Raw genomic sequence first — 17,730 nt, forward strand, 5'->3', positions numbered from 1 at the left:
TTTAAAAACTCTCCCCGCATCGACTGCGCTTCGCGCAGTCGATGCCTGGAGGTCCAGGGCTGGCCCTGGTCCGGGTCCAGGGGTGGACAACCCCTGGTCGGGGTCCGGGGTGAAACCCCGGCGCTACGTCTGACAGACTTGCTCTGACGCGCGCATCGCGGTAGTGAGCCTCCCCGCGGCTCGCCTTCCAAGCGGATGGGTTCGTGTCGACGAACGCACGGGCGAATGGCCGCGTAGGCTCCTTCATGACCGAGCTTGCGCTCATTCTCGGCATCAGCCTGCTCGGCATCGGGTTCGCGGGGTACCTCGCGCGCTGGGTGCTTGGTTGCCCTACGGGTGAGGGGGACATGCCTCGCGTGGCTGCTCGTGTTCGTGCGGCTGCGGCGTTCTTCACCAAGCGTTTGCGGGGCACCATCCTTGCGGTCTCGGCGGTGCTTGGTGGTGGCATCTTCCTCGCGTATGGGCTTGCTCGGCAGAAGCCTGAGGCGCAGGCGTTCCCGCCGCTCGAGCTCGGGGCTTGGCTCACGCTCTCCTTTGCTCTCGGGGTTGGCTCGGCTGTGGCGGCTGCGCAGGTTGCTGCTTGGATGGCCACGCGTGCGAACGTCCGGGCGGCGAGTGGGGCCCGCCGATCGCTCGATCATGCGCTGCAGATTGCCATCCGTGGGGGCGCGGTCTCGGGGCTGTTTTCCGTCTCGCTCGGGCTCGTCGGGCTTGTCGGCCTCTTTGCTGCGGTCTTTGCGCAGAAGGGCGGGTTCTCGGCGGAGCCTGGCGCTGCGTTGAAGCTCGCTCCTTCGATTCCGCTCGTCATCGCGGGGTATGCGCTCGGCGGCTCGTTTGCCGCGCTCATCGCTGAGCTTGGCGGCGGCGCTTTTGCGAAGAGCGCGGACATGGGCGCTGATCTTGCTGGCAAGGAGCTCGGGTTGCCCGAGGATGATGCGCGGAATCCCGCTACCATCGCTGACCTGGCCGGGGATTGCGCGGGTGAGGGCGCGGGCAAGGCTGCGGCTGCGTTTGCTTCGACCACGGCGGAGAACCTTGGCGCGATGTTGATCGCGGCCTCTGTGTTTCGCCAGAACGAGGGCATCCCGAGTGTCCTCTCGATCATGCTCTTCCCGGTCGTCACGCGCGCGTTTGGCGTGCTCGCTGCGATGTTCGGGGTGATGGTCGTGCGCACGGATGACCGTGAAGACCCGATGAATGCGCTTGCTCGGGGCCTCTTCGTCACGGCGCTGCTCGGCGCGGTGGGCACGGCGGGGGCGGCCAAGTGGCTGCTCGGCAAGCACTGGCTGCCGCTCTTCGGCGCCGCGGCCGTGGGCATGGCTGCCGGGATCCTCCTGCTCTTCGTGGCGCAGTACTACACGGAGCAGCGCTACCGGCCCGTTCGTGAGATCGCCGAAGCTGCGCGCGTTGGCTCGCCGCTCGCGCTCTTGCGCGGGGCGTCGGTGGGGCTCGACAGCGCGCTTGCTCCGCTCGTGATCCTCGGGACGGCTGTTGCGTCGGCGCACGTGCTCGGCGCGCGCACGGGCCTCGAGGGCGGCGGTGCGCTCGGCATCGCTGTCGCCACGATGGGGCTGCTCGGCACGGCTGCTTACGCGCTCGCGATGGCTGGCTTCGCTCCGATCATCGACAGCGCGGGCGGGATTGTGGAGATGACCATCGGGCGCGAGCGCCCCGACGTGCGCGGCCGGACCGTGGTCCTCGACGCTGTCGGCAACACGGCGAAGGCGTTTGCCAGGGCGCATATGGGCGCGGCCGCGCTGCTCGCGACGTCGATGCTCGTGTCGGTCTGGCTGGACGAGGCCAAGCGGCGGCTGCCTGCGGGCAAACCGGCGGCGGCGACGGCGACGGCGCTCGCGGTGGGCCGGCCGGAGGTGTACCTCGGCGCGGCGGTCGGCATCGTCCTGGTCATCTGGTTTGCGTCGCGGTGCATCGGCGGTGTGTCGCGCGCGGCGCGGCGTGTGCTGGAGGAGGCGCGCCGGCAGGTCAACGCGCCCTCGTCGCTCGGGACGAGCACGGCCTGGACGCCGCCGCACCCGCGGGCTTCGCGGTCGAGGCAGTCTTCGGCGCCTGCTACGCGGGGCGGGCTTGCGGCGCCCGACCTGGACGCCTGTGTGGAGCTCGGCAGCCGCGCCGCGCTCGGCCATGCGATCACGCCGGCCCTGGTCGCCGCCTCGGTGCCGATCGCGGTGGGACTGGGCTTGCGCTTCGCCGGAACGGAAGATAATCCTCTAGCCGTTGCCGACGCGGTCGCTGCCTTGATCCTGGCCGCGACGATCGCAGGCGTCCTGGGCGCGCTCCTGCTCGGCAATGCGGGGGGCGCTTGGGACAACGCGAAGAAGTACATCGTGACCGGGGCGCACGGCGGGCGGTACCTCGTCGACGAGACGGGCGCGCGGGTCGACAACCCGACGTACATCGCGGCGGCCTTCGGTGACACGGTCGGCGATCCGCTGAAGGACGCGGCCGGGCCCGCGATCCACGTGCTCGTGAAAATGCTTCCCGTGGTCACGCTCGTCTTTTTGCCGTTCTTCGTCTAGCCCGCGCCAGAAGGCGCGAACCCCCTGATCGACGCGCCCGCTCGCCGCGGGACAAACCCCCCCCATTCAAACGTGCCGCCTCCGATCACCGACGCACTCTCCACCTTGAGCGACCGCGGGCTGCGCCGTTTGCTCGGCGCCCGCACGTTCCTACGCGGACTCGAATACTTCCGAAGGCGCGTCGTCGAGGACATCGACGTCCAGGAAATGAGCGCGAGCGGCGTCGTCCGCGCGAGCGACTCCGAGCCGTATCCGGTGAAGGTCGAGCTCACGCCGGACGGCATCAAGTCGTACTGCTCGTGCCCGACGTTCTCGAAGGGGGGCCAGCACTGCAAGCACGTCGCTGCGCTGCTCATCACGCTGCGGGATCAGGCCCGCGGCGCGCAGCCGCGGCGCGATCCCGTGCCCGCCCCGATGATGCCGCAGACCGCGCACGCCGGCGGCGATGCGCTGAAGCGCGTGCGCAGGCGCGATCGTCCGCGCGGCTCGCAGCCGCCGCTCGGTAGCCCCGGCCCGGGCGCCCCGATGGGGCACATGGGCGCAAGCGAGAGGACCTCGATGGCCGCGATGGGACCGCCCGGCTCGTCCGTGATCACCGCCCCGCAGCACGACGCGACGGCGAAACAAACCGGCATCGGCGCGTGGCTTCCGCCCGAGGGGCTCGGCGGCTCGCGGCGCGTGGAGTTCCGCCTGCACGTCCGACAGGGCGCGCTCACGGTCACGGTGCTCGACGCCGACGCGCGCGTGCCGATCCTCCCCTCGACGGCGCTCGCCTGGCAGGCGCTTTATCCGACACCCGATCGTGATGCCTTGCGCCTCCTTGCTCGCTTCGAGAGCGGCAATCCGCGCCATCCCGCGGTCGACGTGCGCGGCGAGGATGTCGCCGAGCTCTTGCCCTTGCTCGAAGGCCAGCGCGTCTTGCTCGAGCCTGCGCTCATGCAGCTCCGCTTCGCCGAGGAGCCGCTGCGTCCGCGCTTCGATCTCGAGACCGTCGGCGGCGACACGATCATCGTGAAGGCGAGCTTCGAGCGGCCGACGGACAAGCGCCGCTTCACGCTGCTCCAGGGCGGCTGGTTCGAGGGCTGGCCCGGCTGGCACGTCGACACGCAGGAGGGCATCGCGCGGCGGCTCGACAAGCGCGTCTCGCCGGCCGCGATGCGCAGGCTCTTGCGCTCGCCCACGATCGGCGAGCCGATGCGCGACCTCGTGCGCCTGATCATGCAGGGCTTGCCGAAGGTCGCGCTGGAGGTCGGCGCGGAGCTGCCGGAGCTCTCGCAGATCGCGGACGTCGTGGATTTGCCCCCGACGTTCCGCATGCGCGCGGGCGGCTCGCTCGTCGAGGCGCACGTGCAGCTCTACGCCGCGTATGGCGAGGAGGAAGTGCAGGTCCGCGCCGACGGGATCTCGCCGCCCGTGCTCATCCAGCCGCCCGAGGAGGGCATGAAGCGCGCGCGTTGCGTGCGCGTCGACATCGCGTTGCAGCAGGAGGCGGCGGCGCGGCTGCTCGGCCTTGGCCTCAAGCCCGACGAGACGGGCCAGGAGTTCGTGGCGAGCGGCGACGCGGCAATCCGCTTCTGGAGCGAGGGCCTCGCGGAGCTGCCCGAGGACTGGGATCTCTTCGTACCAGAGGACCTCGTCGACACGCAGGTCCGGCACAAGCCGCTCGGCGTCTTCGCCAAGGTCACGAGCGGGATGGACTGGCTCAACGTGCGGCTCTCGTTCGAGAGCGAGGGCATCGCCGTCGATCGCGACGAGCTGCGCCGCTGTCTCACCGAGGGCAAGAAGTACGTGCGCCTTTCGGACGGCTCGTTCGCGCCGCTCGATCCGGACAGCATCCGCGCGATGCTCGACCGCGAGATCGAGCTCATGACGGCGGCCGGCCGCACCGGAAAGCTCCCGCTCGCGCACGCGGGCCGCATCCAGGAGCTGCTCGCGCAGGTGAACGGCTCGAGCGTGGCGCAGGGCGCGCGCGAGCTTTTCCACAAGCTCTCCAGCATCGAGGAGATCGAGAGCACGAAGAAGCCCCGCGCGCTCAAGGCGACCTTGCGTCCGTACCAGGAGGCGGGTCTGTCGTGGCTCAAGTTCATCCACGACATCGGCTCGGGCGGCGTGCTCGCGGACGACATGGGCCTCGGCAAGACGGTGCAGACGATCGCGCTGCTCCTCAGCGTCAAGCAGGAGGAGAAGCACGTCAAAGCGCTGATCGTGGCCCCGACGAGCGTCGTGACGAACTGGGAGCGCGAGCTCGTCCGGTTCGCGCCGACGCTCAAGGTGGCGCTCTGGCACGGCGCGGATCGCAAGGACCAGATCGAGGAGGTCCAGGAGGCCGAGGTCATCATCACGAGCTACGCGCTGCTCCGCCGCGACGAGGAGTTCCTCGCGAAGCTCGACCTCACGTACGCGATCCTCGACGAGGCGCAGCACATCAAGAACCCGCTCTCCGCGACCGCGGCGGCCGCGAAGCGCCTCAAGGCGCGCCGCCGGCTCGCGCTGACGGGCACGCCGATCGAGAACCGCCTCTCCGAGATCTGGTCGATCTTCGACTTCGTCTCGCCGGGCCTGCTCGGCACGCTCGACAAGTTCGAGGCGCGCCTCGCGCGGCCGATCGAGGCCGGCGACTACAAGACCGCGCAGCGCCTGCGGCAGATCATCCACCCGTTCATCCTGCGCCGTACGAAGCAGGAGGTCGCCAAGGACCTGCCCGAGAAGATCGAGACCGATCAGATCTGCGATCTCACGGGCGATCAGCGGTCGATCTACATGCAGGTCGCGCGTGAGGTGCGGGCCCAGGTGCTCGGCGAGGTGGAGCGCGTCGGCATCGCCAAGAGCCAGCTCCAGATCCTCGCGGGCCTCACGCGGCTGCGCCAGGCGGCCTGCGATCCGCGGCTCCTCGGCCTCCCGCGCGAGTTCTCGGACGAGGACTCGGGCAAGCTCGTGGCGCTGCGCGAGCTCATCGCGAACGCGGTCGAGGGCGGCCACAAGGTGCTCGTCTTCAGCCAGTTCGTGATGATGCTGAAGATCATCGAGCGGGCGATGAAGGAGGACGGCGTGCCCTACGAGTACCTCGACGGCGCGACGAAGGATCGCGCGGAGCGCGTGGAGCGCTTCCAGAGCGATCCGACGGTGCCGGTCTTCCTGATCAGCCTGAAGGCCGGCGGCACGGGCCTGAACCTGACGGCGGCGGACACGGTCATCCACTTCGATCCGTGGTGGAACCCGGCCGTGGAGCAGCAGGCGACGGATCGCGCGCACCGCATCGGACAAACGCGCGTCGTGACGGCCTACCGCCTCGTCGCGGAGGGGACGATCGAGGAGAAGATCCTGCAGCTCAAGGCGAAGAAGCGCGAGCTCGTGGCCTCGGTCCTCAGCGAGGATCAGGGCGGCGCCAAGAAGCTCACGAAGGCCGACGTGGAGGAGCTCTTCGCCGTCGATTGACGGGCGAGGGCGAGGGGATGGGGAAGGGCCCGCGCGCCGCGTTCTGCGGCCGCGGGCCTTACTTCTTCCCGCTCAGGATCATCAGGTGGTACTTGCCGAACTCGCTCTGGCCGAGGGTGTAGAGCACCTCGATGAGCAGCCGGTAGGGCGTGGTCTTGTCGGCGACGATGCGCGCCTCGGACGTGGACGGGTCGAGGCCCTTCGCCGCGCGGACGGCCTTGTCGATCTCGCGCGCGTGCTGGAGCGAGTTCGCCAGCGGCACGATGTAGAGGTCGTTCGGGCCGCTGCGCTTGTGCTTGGCGTCGATGCCCGACTGCGCGAGCTGCTCGCGGCTGGGCAACGTGACGACCGGCGTGGACTCTTCGCCGACCAGGATCTGCGTCTTCGAGACGACGACGAGCACGCCCTCGTCGCTCGGCTCGCCGACCATCACGGACTGCGGCAGGCGGAGGTCGTCGGACTGCGGGATCGCGCCGGCGGACGAGGCGAGGCTCTTGAGCAAGAAGACCAGGATGATGGTCATCAGGTCGAGCATCGCCGTGATGTTGAGGAAGTCGATCTCGGGCTCGCGCGCGTTCTTCCGCTTCGCCTTCCGGAGGGCGGCCTTGTACTTGACGATGCTGCCCTTCTGGGCTTGCGCGGGCTTCGGGCGCGGCGGCTGGCGCGGCGCGTTCGGCCCGCTGTCTTGCGGGTCCTGATCGAAGGTCTCTTCGGTGCTCATCGCGCCACCCCGAAGTGCACGTCCTTGAAGAGCTCCTCTTCGCCGTCTTTCCGGAGCGCGTCCATCGTGTCGATGATCGTGCCGTACTCGACGCCCGGGTTCGCGGTGATGGTCACCTGGGTCTCCTCCTTGAACTCGGGGGCCGCGTTCTTGAGCCGCTTCGCGCAGCTCGTGACGGCGGCGAAGTCGTTCACGCCGCCCTCGCGCATCGGGATCGTGATGCCGGCGCCGATGCCCTGACAGCCCGGGGCGATGTTGCCGCTCGAGGTCTTGAGCGAGATCCCCTGCGTCGTGATGAACGCCGAGAGGTTCAGCGCCTTGGTCGCCACGTCGCTCCGACCCTTGCCGCCGATGGCGGGCGGGGTCGTGTCGATCGAGGCGATGAAGGTGACCGAGACGCTGGCGAGCACGAACATCATCACGTTCGTGATGATGTCGAGGAAGGGCACGATGTTGAGCTCACCCGCCTCCTCGCCCGGCTCCGGATCTTTCGGCTGAGAAAGCCGCCGGATGCGCGATTTCTGCGAGGCGCTGAGCGGAGCGTCGGGGGTCTCGGCCATGGGCGACGCTCTAGAAGTTCGGCTTGGCGATCGTCAGCAGGTTGAACACGCGCTCGGTGGTCGACTCGAGATCGTGCTGGATGTTCTTCGACCGCGTGTGGAGAAGGACGTGCGCGATCATGCAGAGCACGGCGATGCCGAGGCCGAACGCCGTGTTGTACATGGCCTCCGCGATGCCGTTCGAGAGCATCTGCTGCTTGACGGCGGCGGAGAGGCCGGGGGCCGAGATCGAGGCGAAGGTCTTGATGAGACCGCTGACGGTGCCGATGAGGCCGATCAGGGTGGCGATGTTCGCGAGGGACCAGAGCAGCCCGACGCGCTTTTCGACGGCGGGCTTGAGCTCGGAGAGCTTCTCGCTGAGGGCCGCGTCGATCTCGTCGGCGCCCTTGCTCGCCTGCGTGAGGCCGGCCTTGACGAGCTGGAGGATCGGGTAGTCGCCTGCGTCGCAGAGCTTGATGGCGCGGTCGATGTTGCCTGCGACCACGAGCTTCTTGATCTGGGCGAAGAACTCCTTGGAGTTCACGCGGTAGCGATCGAGCTGGAAGTACGCGCGCTCGATGATGACGGTCACCACGATCGCCGAGACGACGAGGTTCATCACGAGGAAGGTGGGGTTCTCCTTGATGGCCCCCCACATCCCGACCTCTCCTCCTTCGGACGCCAACATGAACAGGTGACGCATCCTCGCAGTCCCTTTCTCCCTACCAAGTCACCAGAGCGCCACGAACCGTGGTTATGCCCTACGCGCAAAAGTCGCGTTCGGGCGCGACTATAGCCGTCGCTCGATCTCCCAGGCAAGCGACAGAGGAGCGTGTGAGCGGAGCCCCTCCCGCATCGTGACGTGGGCTGCTTGGGCTTCGTCCGATGAGGCTGGATCCTTCCAAGTTCGTGGGGAACGTGCGGTGTTTACCGCATGGCTCGCGCGATCTCGACCAAATGTTGCTTGACGAGAGAGGGTCTGAATCGCGAAGATGCCGGTCGCCTGGGCGATGAAGCTTCAACGTGGGCCGATTCGCGCTGGGTCGACGGAGACGATGATCCACGGATACCGGCCATTTGCCCCGTTCGGATGCGGACGGGTAGACTGGCCCCGGAACATGCGAGCTCGTGAGATGTCACGGGATCTCGTGCTCCATCTGGGATCATCTCGACGAAGACACACGAGACGGAACGAAGCCAAACACCCTACTTGCGTTGGGGCGAGCGGCTCGGCTAGCGTCCTGGTTCGCTTGGATGCCTTGGCCGAAGTCGCACCCTCCCCAGCGATGCAACGAAGCGGAATTCAACGCGGAGAGCAACGAGCGGGGCGCGGGGCGCGAGGCCGCGACGGCCAGCGCGATCGCACGAAGACCGTCGCAGGAAACTGCCGCATTCGATCCGGAATGGCTTTCATGTAGAGTGCGACACCTCGGCCCGAGCGGACGCGAGGCAAGCTGGAGGACCTGACAAATGCACGCAGCGTACGAGCACTTCAAAGAAGGTGGATGGGGCATGTGGCCCATCTTGTTCTGGTCGATCCTCACGATCGGCATCATCGTGGAGCGCTCCATCTATCTGTTCGGCGCGTCGATCAACAAGGACGTCTTCCTCGCCACGATGCAGAAGTGCATCCTCGCGGGTGACGTGGCCAAGGCCGTCAAGATGTGCTCCGCCGCCAACGCGCCGCTCGCCCGCATTGTGCAGGCTGGCCTCGTGAAGGTGAACCGCCCCGACGAGGAGGTTCAGGCTGCGATGGACGAGGCCGCGCTCCGCGAGCTTCCGCGTCTCAGCAAGAACACCCCGTACCTCGCGCTCCTCGCGAACCTCGCGATGCTCTCGGGCCTCCTCGGCACCGTGACGGGCCTCATCATCGCGTTCGGCTCCGTCGGTGGTGAGTCCGTCGATCCGAGCCAGAAGGCGCGCGTGCTCGCGCAGGGCATCTCGGAGGCCATGAACTGCACCGCGTTCGGCCTCGCCGTCGCGATCGTCGGCCTCATCGGCTTCGCCATTCTCAACGGCAAGACGCAGCACCTCGAGGACGACATCAACGAGGCGTCGGTCATGGTGCTGAACCTCGTCGTGGCGAACCGCCAGAAGGTGAACGTCGCGGCCGTGGGCCAGGCGGCTGCCTGATACCACCCTGGGTTCGGGGCTCAGGACGCCGAAGGCGATCCGAGCCCCGAGCATGAGGGAAGGCGGCGCCCACGCCCGCGCCGCTCCCGCCGTGATTTCGGGAGGAACTTTCACCCGAATCCGTTGTCGTACGTAAGGGCTAGGCCCTGTCCCTCGAGGACAGGTGAAGTTGCGTGAACGGGGACGCGTAAAAGCGTCCCCATCGCGATAGGCTCGCGAGGGCGAGCATTGCAGGAGGCACACGATGGGTGGCGTCGACGTCGGCGAAGGTGGGGGCAAAAAGAAGGCGACAAATACGGACATCAACATGGTCCCGTTCATCGACCTGTTGATGTGCACGATCGCGTTTCTCCTGATCACCGCCGTGTGGGTCACGAACTCGCGCATGAACGCGGACGCGCAGGTCCCTGGGCCGCCGAACCCCGACAAAGAGCTCACGCCGCAGACGCCCGAGAAGGTGCTGAATCTGCACATCGGCGAGACCGACTTCGCGCTCGTGTGGAAGCAGGGCGCGACCGTCGTGAGCGAGGTTCGCGTCCCCAAGCCGCCGCCGGGGGACAGCCCCATTATCCGGTATTCGGACCTCGCGAAGAAGATCGAGTCCGAGTGGAACACCAACGGCAGCCATCGTGATCCGAGCGATAAGAAGCTCGATCAGGCGATCATGCACACCGACAACCGCACTCCGTTCAAGGAGATCATCGCGGTGCTCGATGCGCTGTACGCGACGAAGCGCAAGGTGAAGCTCCCCGATGGGGACAAGGACCTGCCGGTCTTCAACATGACGTTCTCCGTCCGCTGATCAAGGGAGACCAGAGATGGGTGCCCACGACCGACCTCCGTCAAAACATCACAACCCGCACGCCCACGTCATCCACCAGCCCGGCCGGCGGTTGCTGTTCAAGATCCCGCTGAAGTTCGTGTGGAACAAGGTGGCGGGACACGGCAAGCGGAGCGGCAATGCTGCGCTGAACCTGGTCAGCTTCATCGACTTCTTGATCACCACCGTCATCTTCCTCCTGATGTCGTTCTCGGCGTCCGGTGAGATCACGGTCGACAAGAACGTCAAGCTGCCGAAGGCCGAGAACGTCGAGGACATCATCGACGCGCCGATGGTCGCCGTGAACGGCAACCAGATCCTCGTCGACGGCACGCTGGCCGGCTCGACGCGCGCGATCGAGGAGCTCGGCCGCATGCAGAAGATCGACGAGCTCTTCAACCTCCTGAAGAACAAGCGCGAGCTCTGGAAGCAGGTGCAGCCGAACAAGCCGTTCCCCGGCGTCTGCATCCTCCAGGTCGATCAAAACGTGCCCGCGCTCGTCGTGAAGAGCGTCTTCCAGACCGCTGCGTTCGCCGGTTACCCGAACGTCAGCTTCATGGTCGGCAAGCTCCCCAAGTCAGGCTGAAAGAGCGACCCCCATGCCGCCCAGCGCGGATGAACGACCCCGCGGCCTGCCTTCGCTGGTTCAGTCCAAGCAGGACCGCGGGGCAGGCCGTATCCGGTGGCCCGCCCCCAAAATCTGGGCCTGGATCGGCCTCGTGATGGCCGTCACGGTCATCGTCCAGTGGAAATGGGCCCAAGGCCGCCTCGAGAGTGAACGAAGCGGCGTCCTCGCCAAACAACGCGCCGTCGTCGCCGAGCTCGGTCCACGCTGGTTCCCCCTGCGCGACCGGATCGAGCGCTGGACGATCGAGCTCGCGAAGGACCCGTTCACGGACGTCGTCGAGACGGAGATCCTCAAGGGGTGGAGCTTCCGGGACAAACCCGGCATCTACCTTCGCCTCGACGCCGACCAAGCCACGAGCGCCGAGGCCATCCGCAAAGCCGCGAACGATTCGCTGCGCGACGGGTTCACCGCCTGCCTGTTCACGGTAGAAAACAAGAACCAGCTCTCCGGCAAGGAGTGCAAGCTCACCCGCGATTGCGCCTTCGGCGAGATCTGCAACGAGCTCGATCGCTGCGCGCCGCCCGCGCAACCCTACAACTTGCGCGTCGCGTATCGCTCGCTCCGCATCCTGTCCGAGGACTGGGTGAGGGAAGTGCAGGACGCGTCGGGCGAGCTGCGGCTCCGCGCGTTCACGAGCTTCTTCGAGGATGCCGTCCGCGACGACATCCCCATCGCGGTCGATCTGCTCGCGCGCGCGCAGTACTTCGCCGTGGTCCTCGACGAGACGCCGCCGAACTTCCAGGTCCCCGCGGGTACTTCGAAGTCCGAGGCCCTGCGCGCCGTGCCCCACGCGTCGCGCGTCGGCATCTGGCGGCTCTCGGACAACAAGCTGGTCCTGCGCATCCGCCGCGCGCCCGAGGTGGAGCTCAAGATGGCCGGGGCGCAGCTCGATGAGCGCGTCGTGAACGCCCAGAAGCGTCAGGCCTTGAGCTGCGCACTCGCGAACGCCGTGCGTGACGCGATGGGTGATACCCAGGCCGGCGTCGTCCCGATCGCGCCGTAAAGCTCCCGCCTCAGCTCTCCGGAAACACCCGCGCCAGGATGTGCAGATCCGTGAGGTTCTGCCCCGTCGGGCCCGTGTCGATCGCCGTGCCGAGGGCGCGGTGGATCGCGGCATCGTCGTAGCTGACGAGGGCCGCGTCGATGCGCGCAGCATCGAAGTCGCCCGCAGCGTCGAGGCTCACGACCGCGCCCGCAGCGGAGGAGCTTCCGTCGGTGCCGTCCGAGGCGCCGCAGAGGAGCGCGATGCCCGGAGGAAGCCGTTTCATGGCGGCCAGCGCGACCCAGCCAGCGCGTCCGCCGCGTCCGCGGGTGGGCGGTAGCGCGAGCGTGGGCTCGCAGGCGACGACGATCGCATGGCCTGGCGCGAGCGCCGCGGCCTGCACGACGCGTGTCTCCACCACGGCGCGCGCGTCGCCACCTTCGGGGGGCTCGATCCTGACGGAAAAACCACGCGCGGCGAGGTTTGCGGCAGCGGTGCGGGCGAAGTCCTCGGGGCCGGCGAGCAGGCGGGCCTCGGTGCGCGTGGGGAAGGGTTTTTCCGTCGTGTCGTCGAGGTGGGGCGCGAGGCGCGCGGCGAGCTCTGGCGGTGCGTACTGGGTGAGCGCGACGTGGGCTTCGGCGGCGGTCGTGGGGTCGGGGACCGTGGGGCCGGAGCCGATGTCGTAGAGCGCGCCGCCGACGACGTCGGAGAGCGCGAGCGTCTCCACGAACGCGGGCGCGGCCGCGGCGGCGAGCCGTCCGCCCTTGATGCGCGAGAGGTGGCGGCGGACGAGGTTCACGTCGTGGATGGGCGCGCCGCCTTCGAGGAGCGCGCGGACGACGCGGCGCTCGTCCTCGAGGTCGAGCCCGGGCGGAGGCAACACGAGCAGCGCGGAGCTGCCACCCGAGATCAACGCGAGGACCCGATCGTCGGGGCCGAGGCCACGTACGTGCGCGAGGGCTGCGTGGGCTGCCGTGATGCTGCGTTCGTCGGGGACAGGGTGCGCGGCGTGGAGGACGACGGGCGCGCTCCGGAGATCGAGCCCGCTCCAATCGATGGGCGCGCCGTCGACCGTCACGACGAGCGTGGCCTCGATGCGATCGCCCCAGCGGGACAGGGCGCCCCGCGCCATCGCGGCGGCCGCTTTGCCGGCGGCAAAGAGTTTTACGCGCACGCCTTCGGGTGGCCGCGGCGGCAAGGCTTCCGCGACGAGGCGCGCCGGGTCGAGCGTGGTGAGGCTCTCTCGAAAGACCTCGCCGAGGACTCGCCGGAGGGCTGCCTCGGCGGCGCTCATCGTTCGAGCCGATCGGCGGGATCCACGAGGTGAACGGGCACGATGTGGCGCCAGGCGAGCGTGACCGAGAGCAGCGCGCCTTCGTCGATCAAGCGGAACGGCCCCGCGCCGGCGAACGTGGTCGGCCGGATCCGCAGCGCGCCGCGCACGCCGAGGACCGGCCCAGTCGCGCGCGCGAAGAGCGGGAAGCCGAGGCCGATCGAGAACTCGAATCCCGGCTCTGTGCTGAACGTGCCGCCGCGCGGGGCTTCCCAGAAGGCGCCCATGCCGAGCGCGAACGAGTCGAGGCCGAGGTCGAGGCGCGCGGGCCCGCGCTCGAGGTTCGTCGCGAAGCGGCCGAGGAAGAGCGGCTCGATCACGACGCCGGTCGCGATCGAGCGCGTGACCGCTGGTCCGTCGGTGCCGAGGGCGTCGGTGTAGTGCACGAACAGGCCCGCGGACGACAGGTACAAAAGGGACGCGTGCGCCGCGAGCGCGGGGCCTCCGCGGGCGAACGCGGCGCCTGCGCCGACGCGCACGTCGAGGTCGCCGTCGAGGCGCCCGTACACGCCGTCGGGCCCGTCGTCCTCGGCGTGCGCCGCCGCTACCGAGCTTGCGAGCGCGAGCAGCACGGCGAGGCCCGCGCCGCGCGCCCTCGAGACGCGCGCGCGGCTCAACGGACGAACGCCTCCCGCATCGCGTCGCGCAGCTCCGGGGCGAAGATCAGCCGGCAGCGGGTGAGCGTCTCGTTGCGCAGACGATCGAGCAAGAACGAAACCTCCGAGGGCGGACGGGGCCTGCCCTTGGGGAAGACCACGTGCAGCGAGTCGTCCTCGGCATACGGCGTGTCCGTCGCGACGTCGAGGCCCACGTAGAGGTCGGGATCGAGCCCCCGCTCCTCGGCGATCGTGCGCGCGGCGGCGAGCACTTTCTCGCGGGCCCCGTCGTCGAGCGCGCCGAACGCGCTCGTCGCGCCGCCTTCGTCCTCCCCGTGCGCCTCGGGGGAGAGCTCGATCGTCTTGAACAGCGAGCGCGCGCGGAGCCTCCGGCAGAGATCACTCAGCGTTGGGTCCTTTGACTCCTCCCAGGCGTGGATGGCGCCGAGCAGGACCTGGTCGTCGAGCTCGAGGTACTGATCGAGCGAAGGAACGTCGCCCGCGGCGACGGATGCGATCGCGGGTGGCAGGACGGGCAGGCGCGTGCCATCCACGACGAGCGCGAGTGCGCGGCGCAGGATGGCGCCGATCATCCACTCGGCCGCGCGCGTTGCTTTGTGGAAATAGACTTGCTGAAACATGAAGTAGCGCGCGAGCAGGAACGACTCGATCGCGACGATGCCCTTCTGACCGTCGATGGCGAGCGAGGGCGCGTGGTGGCCGGGCGGGCCGCTCGGCTCGCTGAAGCGGAGGCTGCGCAGCAGCCACGGCAGGTCGTAGTCGCCGTAGCGCACGCCCGTCGCGTGCGCGTCGCGCAAGAGGTAGTCGCAGCGATCGACGTCGAAGGTGCCGCTCACCGCGCGGGCGAGGTAGGGCAGCTCGTGCTTGCCTGCGACGAGATCGGCCACGCGGCGCGGCAGGCTCGGATCGTCCTCGGCGAGGATCTGGTGCAGCTCGCATGCCGGGTCGAGCAGGATTCGCGCGGTCCAGGTCTCGTGCTCGACGGCGCCCGGCATCGCAGCTTCGAAGAGGTGCGAGAGCGGCCCGTGCCCGACGTCGTGGAGCAGCGCGGCCGCGATGGCGTCGCGCGCGCGCTCGCTGGTGACGCGTTGCCAGAACGGCAAGTCGCGATCGATCTGCCTGAGCCGCACGAGCAGGAGCTTCATCACGTGCGCGGCGCCGATCGCGTGCGAGAAGCGCGTGTGCTCGGCGCCCGGGTACGCGAGCGAGGTGAGCCCGAGCTGGCGGATCCGCCGCAGGCGTTGCATCTCTCTCGCGCCGAGGAGGCGCGGCACGATCGAGTCTTCTTCACTTTCGAACGCGACGAGCCCATGCACCGGGTCACGCAGGATCACTCATGTCCTCCAGGGATCCATCGTAGTCCTACGTCGCCCATCCGGCATCTCCTCGTGCGCATCGGGAGTTCCCCGACAGCGTCGATCATGCTCGAAAAATTCCCGGTAAAACCCCTGTCGAATTCCAGTCGTGGTAGCAGCGGAGCCCATGCGGCTCTCCCACGCGTGCGACCCGAGGCGATCGAGATGCGCACGAAAGTGGCGCGAAGACGCGCCGAAATGCGCCGATTGGGGGGTGTCGGTGCACCCTTCGTCGTGTAGTGTCGTTCGTTGGACGTGAAGCGAGTCGACAACCTTCCTCCCATGTCGGTGATGTCATGACCTCCATCGGCGGACGACACGGCGAAGCCGCTCTGGAACCTGCGCACGGTGCCTCGAAGGGCCAACGCGCTTCGCGCGCCTCGGACCCCGAGCCCGCGTCCGACGAGACCGGAAGCGGATCGCCCCGCCGGCTCGATCACATCCTCCGCGTGCTGCCCGACTCCGAGCTCGCGGCGCTCATCCGCCGCCTCGGCATACGCATCGATACGCAGAAGCGCATCGACGCTCCATCGCAGGTCGCACGGGCGCTCGTCGGCATCCCCGACGTGCGTGATCCATCGCGCCTCCAGGCGTCGAGCCGGGAGCTGCTCCACCGCATCGCCGAGGTCGGCGGCGCGCTCATCGTGCCCACGTTGCCCGCGGGGCTCGAGCCGCTCGTCGCGCGCGGCGTCGTGTACGGGCGCAAGGTCGACGAAGGCATCGAGCTCGTCCTTCCAACCGCCTTCCTCGTGCAGCTCAAGTCCTGGGAGAGCGAGGACCCGCGCGCCCTCCGCGCGCTCCTCTCGCAGGCCTCGTTCGAGACCGTCAGCGCCGTGGCCGCGCACTACCTCGGCCGCCCGGCCACGCCGCCGATCGCGCTCTCGCTCGAAGCCGCGTGGGAGATCCTCTGCGACACATCGCGCCTCGCGTCCGAGGTCGAGCGGCTCGCTCCGGTCGAGCGTCGCTTGCTCGAAGCCATCGAGGCCGTCGGCGGCGAGGTCGACACGCAGGAGCTGCTCGACCTCGAACGAGAGCCCATGCGCCTGCGGGGCGCCACCGGCATCACTGCCAGCCGGCGGGGCGCGGGCTTCGCGCTCGAGCGCCGGGCCTTCCTGATCCCGATCCACCCGAACCGCCACGTCATCCCGACCGAGATCTCGAACATCGTCGGCGCCGAGCGCCGCAAGGCCCGCGAGGCCCGCCGCGCGCAGATCCGATCGTTCGTCCTCGAAGAAGATCACGCCCCGCGCCGCGCCCGCTTCGCCCCCGACCCGGGCATGCTCGCGCTCGGCTTGGCGTACGCCGTGCGCGAGCCGGGCAGCGACGTTCGTCCCGGCGTGGGCACGCCTCGTTCGCTGCTCGTCCGCCTCGCCCAGCGCTTCGGTCGCGACGTCGAGATGGTCGCTCTCTCGGCCGCGCTCTCGCGCGCCATCGGTTTGTGGGAGCCGTCCGCGGCCTCGGCGGCCACGCCTCCGGGATCGCTCGCCGTGCACGAGCTCGGCCGCGTTCTCTTCGACACGTGGCGCCGCGGCGGCGCCTGGGACGAGGCGCGCCCCGAGCGCGAGGTTTTGCGCGCCGCCTCGGAGGGCCGCGAGTCGAGCCCGATCAGCGCGCTCCGCGAGATGGTCATCGACGCGCTACAAGAGCTCGGCGAGGGCCGCTGGGTGCCCTGGGCCTCGCTGCGCGGCTACCTCGCGGCCGACGATCGCATCGGCGGCGTCGAGCGCCTCCTGCGCCGCTGGGCCGAGCGCACCTCGAACGAGGCCCCGGAGGTCCTCGAGATCACGCGCCGCATCGCGCTCGAATCCTTGCCGGCGCTCGGCATCATCGACCTCGGCGGCGACGACCTCGACGACGGCCCCGCCTTGCGCCTCACGCCGCGCGGCCGGGCCATGCTCGCGGGCACCGCGCCGAGCTTCGATCCGGCGCCGAGCCATTTCGTCGAGACGCAGATCCTCCAGATCGCCCCTGGGGCGCGCGTCGCGCATGTGCTCGCGCTCGTCCCGTTCGCCGAGATCACGCGCATCGGCGACAAGGTCGACCTCCTCCTCGCGCCCTCGTCGATCGCGCGCGCCCTCTCCGCGGGGCTCGAGAGCGACGCGCTGCGCGCTCGGATCGAGGCCGTCGCGAAGCTCCCCGAGGGCATCTCGCAGATGCTCATCCAGGCGAGCGTGGTGATCGGCCGCGCGAGCTTCGTCCCCGCCGCAGGCTTCTTGTGGGTGGAAGACACGGAGATCCGCGAGCTCTTGCGCACGCGGCGCCCTGCCTCCGAGCTCTTCCTCGATCCGTCTCCGCCGTCCGGGCTGCTCCTCGCGCCCGACGTCGATCTCGAACGCCTCGTTCGACGCTGTCGCGCGCTCGGCGTCGAGGTCGAGTGCGACGGGAACCTGCTGCGCGCCCGCTCCGTCACGCCCATGCCTTCGAGCCAGGAGGCGCCGCCACGCGCGCCTTCGACGAGCCGCGGTCGATCACGCACGCCAGCGCCGCGCACGACGCGCTCCTGACGGAGGATCACGCACGCCCGGAAATGCGTGCGCGGCCGTGAGATCCGGCCCTCGGGCGTGCACGAAGCTGACGTGCTCGGATGCCCTTTCCGCGGGCGAGCCGGCCGATCCTGGCTGATACTGGCC

Annotated in this window: 13 protein-coding genes; 7 read left to right on the forward strand and 6 right to left on the reverse strand. The window is 69.1% G+C overall.

What is annotated here, in order from left to right:
* Positions 1 to 245: 245 nt before the first annotated feature.
* Together QHF85_RS35465 and QHF85_RS35470 are read left to right on the forward strand one after the other, a co-directional pair.
* Positions 246 to 2,537 (forward strand): sodium/proton-translocating pyrophosphatase, encoded by a 2,292-nt coding sequence (locus QHF85_RS35465; RefSeq protein ID WP_281331827.1) that lies wholly within the window; start codon positions 246 to 248, stop codon positions 2,535 to 2,537.
* Positions 2,538 to 2,642: 105 nt separating this feature from the next.
* Positions 2,643 to 5,972, forward strand: a complete 3,330-nt coding sequence (locus QHF85_RS35470; RefSeq protein WP_281331828.1) for an SNF2-related protein — start codon at positions 2,643 to 2,645, stop codon at positions 5,970 to 5,972.
* A gap of 58 nt (positions 5,973 to 6,030) precedes the next feature.
* On the opposite strand, the gene QHF85_RS35475 is transcribed toward QHF85_RS35470, so the two are convergent.
* From QHF85_RS35475 to QHF85_RS35485, 3 genes are read right to left on the reverse strand one after another with little or no spacing between them, the layout of a single operon-like run.
* Positions 6,031 to 6,693 carry a biopolymer transporter ExbD gene (locus QHF85_RS35475; RefSeq protein ID WP_281331829.1) on the reverse strand — a complete coding sequence of 221 codons (663 nt, stop codon included), beginning with the start codon at positions 6,691 to 6,693 and terminating at the stop codon, positions 6,031 to 6,033.
* The gene (locus QHF85_RS35480; protein WP_281331830.1) at positions 6,690 to 7,253 is read right to left on the reverse strand and encodes a biopolymer transporter ExbD; all 564 of its coding nucleotides are present in this window, start codon (positions 7,251 to 7,253) and stop codon (positions 6,690 to 6,692) included. The genes QHF85_RS35475 and QHF85_RS35480 overlap by 4 nt, the downstream gene beginning before the upstream one ends.
* A 10-nt stretch (positions 7,254 to 7,263) precedes the next feature.
* Positions 7,264 to 7,890: a MotA/TolQ/ExbB proton channel family protein gene (locus tag QHF85_RS35485; protein ID WP_271925287.1), complete on the reverse strand. Its 627-nt coding sequence runs from the start codon at positions 7,888 to 7,890 to the stop codon at positions 7,264 to 7,266.
* A gap of 854 nt (positions 7,891 to 8,744) precedes the next feature.
* On the opposite strand from QHF85_RS35485, the gene QHF85_RS35490 reads away from it, so the two are divergent.
* From QHF85_RS35490 to QHF85_RS35505, 4 genes are all read left to right on the forward strand, one after another.
* Positions 8,745 to 9,365: a MotA/TolQ/ExbB proton channel family protein gene (locus QHF85_RS35490; protein WP_281331831.1), complete on the forward strand. Its 621-nt coding sequence runs from the start codon at positions 8,745 to 8,747 to the stop codon at positions 9,363 to 9,365.
* Between the two features lie 244 nt (positions 9,366 to 9,609).
* A complete protein-coding gene (locus QHF85_RS35495) occupies positions 9,610 to 10,167 on the forward strand; it encodes a biopolymer transporter ExbD (protein ID WP_281331832.1) in 558 nt (185 codons plus the stop codon).
* Between the two features lie 16 nt (positions 10,168 to 10,183).
* Positions 10,184 to 10,771, forward strand: coding sequence for a biopolymer transporter ExbD (locus QHF85_RS35500; protein ID WP_281331833.1), 588 nt, complete (start codon positions 10,184 to 10,186; stop codon positions 10,769 to 10,771).
* 136 nt (positions 10,772 to 10,907) lie between these two features.
* The gene (locus tag QHF85_RS35505) at positions 10,908 to 11,816 is read left to right on the forward strand and encodes a hypothetical protein (protein ID WP_281331880.1); all 909 of its coding nucleotides are present in this window, start codon (positions 10,908 to 10,910) and stop codon (positions 11,814 to 11,816) included.
* A 10-nt stretch (positions 11,817 to 11,826) separates the two neighbouring features.
* Here QHF85_RS35505 and QHF85_RS35510 read toward each other — a convergent pair whose 3' ends face one another.
* Genes QHF85_RS35510 through QHF85_RS35520 form a run of 3 tightly spaced genes read right to left on the reverse strand, consistent with a single transcriptional unit; the run spans position 11,827 to position 15,079 of the window.
* Positions 11,827 to 13,089 carry a DUF4147 domain-containing protein gene (locus QHF85_RS35510; RefSeq protein ID WP_281331834.1) on the reverse strand — a complete coding sequence of 421 codons (1,263 nt, stop codon included), beginning with the start codon at positions 13,087 to 13,089 and terminating at the stop codon, positions 11,827 to 11,829.
* Positions 13,086 to 13,745 (reverse strand): hypothetical protein, encoded by a 660-nt coding sequence (locus QHF85_RS35515; protein ID WP_281331835.1) that lies wholly within the window; start codon positions 13,743 to 13,745, stop codon positions 13,086 to 13,088. The genes QHF85_RS35510 and QHF85_RS35515 overlap by 4 nt, the downstream gene beginning before the upstream one ends.
* A complete protein-coding gene (locus QHF85_RS35520) occupies positions 13,742 to 15,079 on the reverse strand; it encodes an HD domain-containing protein (protein ID WP_281331836.1) in 1,338 nt (445 codons plus the stop codon). Before QHF85_RS35520 ends, QHF85_RS35515 begins: the two co-directional genes overlap by 4 nt.
* Before the next feature lie 317 nt (positions 15,080 to 15,396).
* Here QHF85_RS35520 and QHF85_RS35525 point away from each other — a divergent pair, with 317 nt between their 5' ends.
* Positions 15,397 to 17,604 carry a hypothetical protein gene (locus QHF85_RS35525; protein ID WP_281331837.1) on the forward strand — a complete coding sequence of 736 codons (2,208 nt, stop codon included), beginning with the start codon at positions 15,397 to 15,399 and terminating at the stop codon, positions 17,602 to 17,604.
* Positions 17,605 to 17,730 lie beyond the last annotated feature (126 nt).

The organism is Polyangium sp. 6x1 (genome assembly GCF_029946515.1).
Classification (GTDB): Bacteria; Myxococcota_A; Polyangia; order Polyangiales; family Polyangiaceae; genus Polyangium.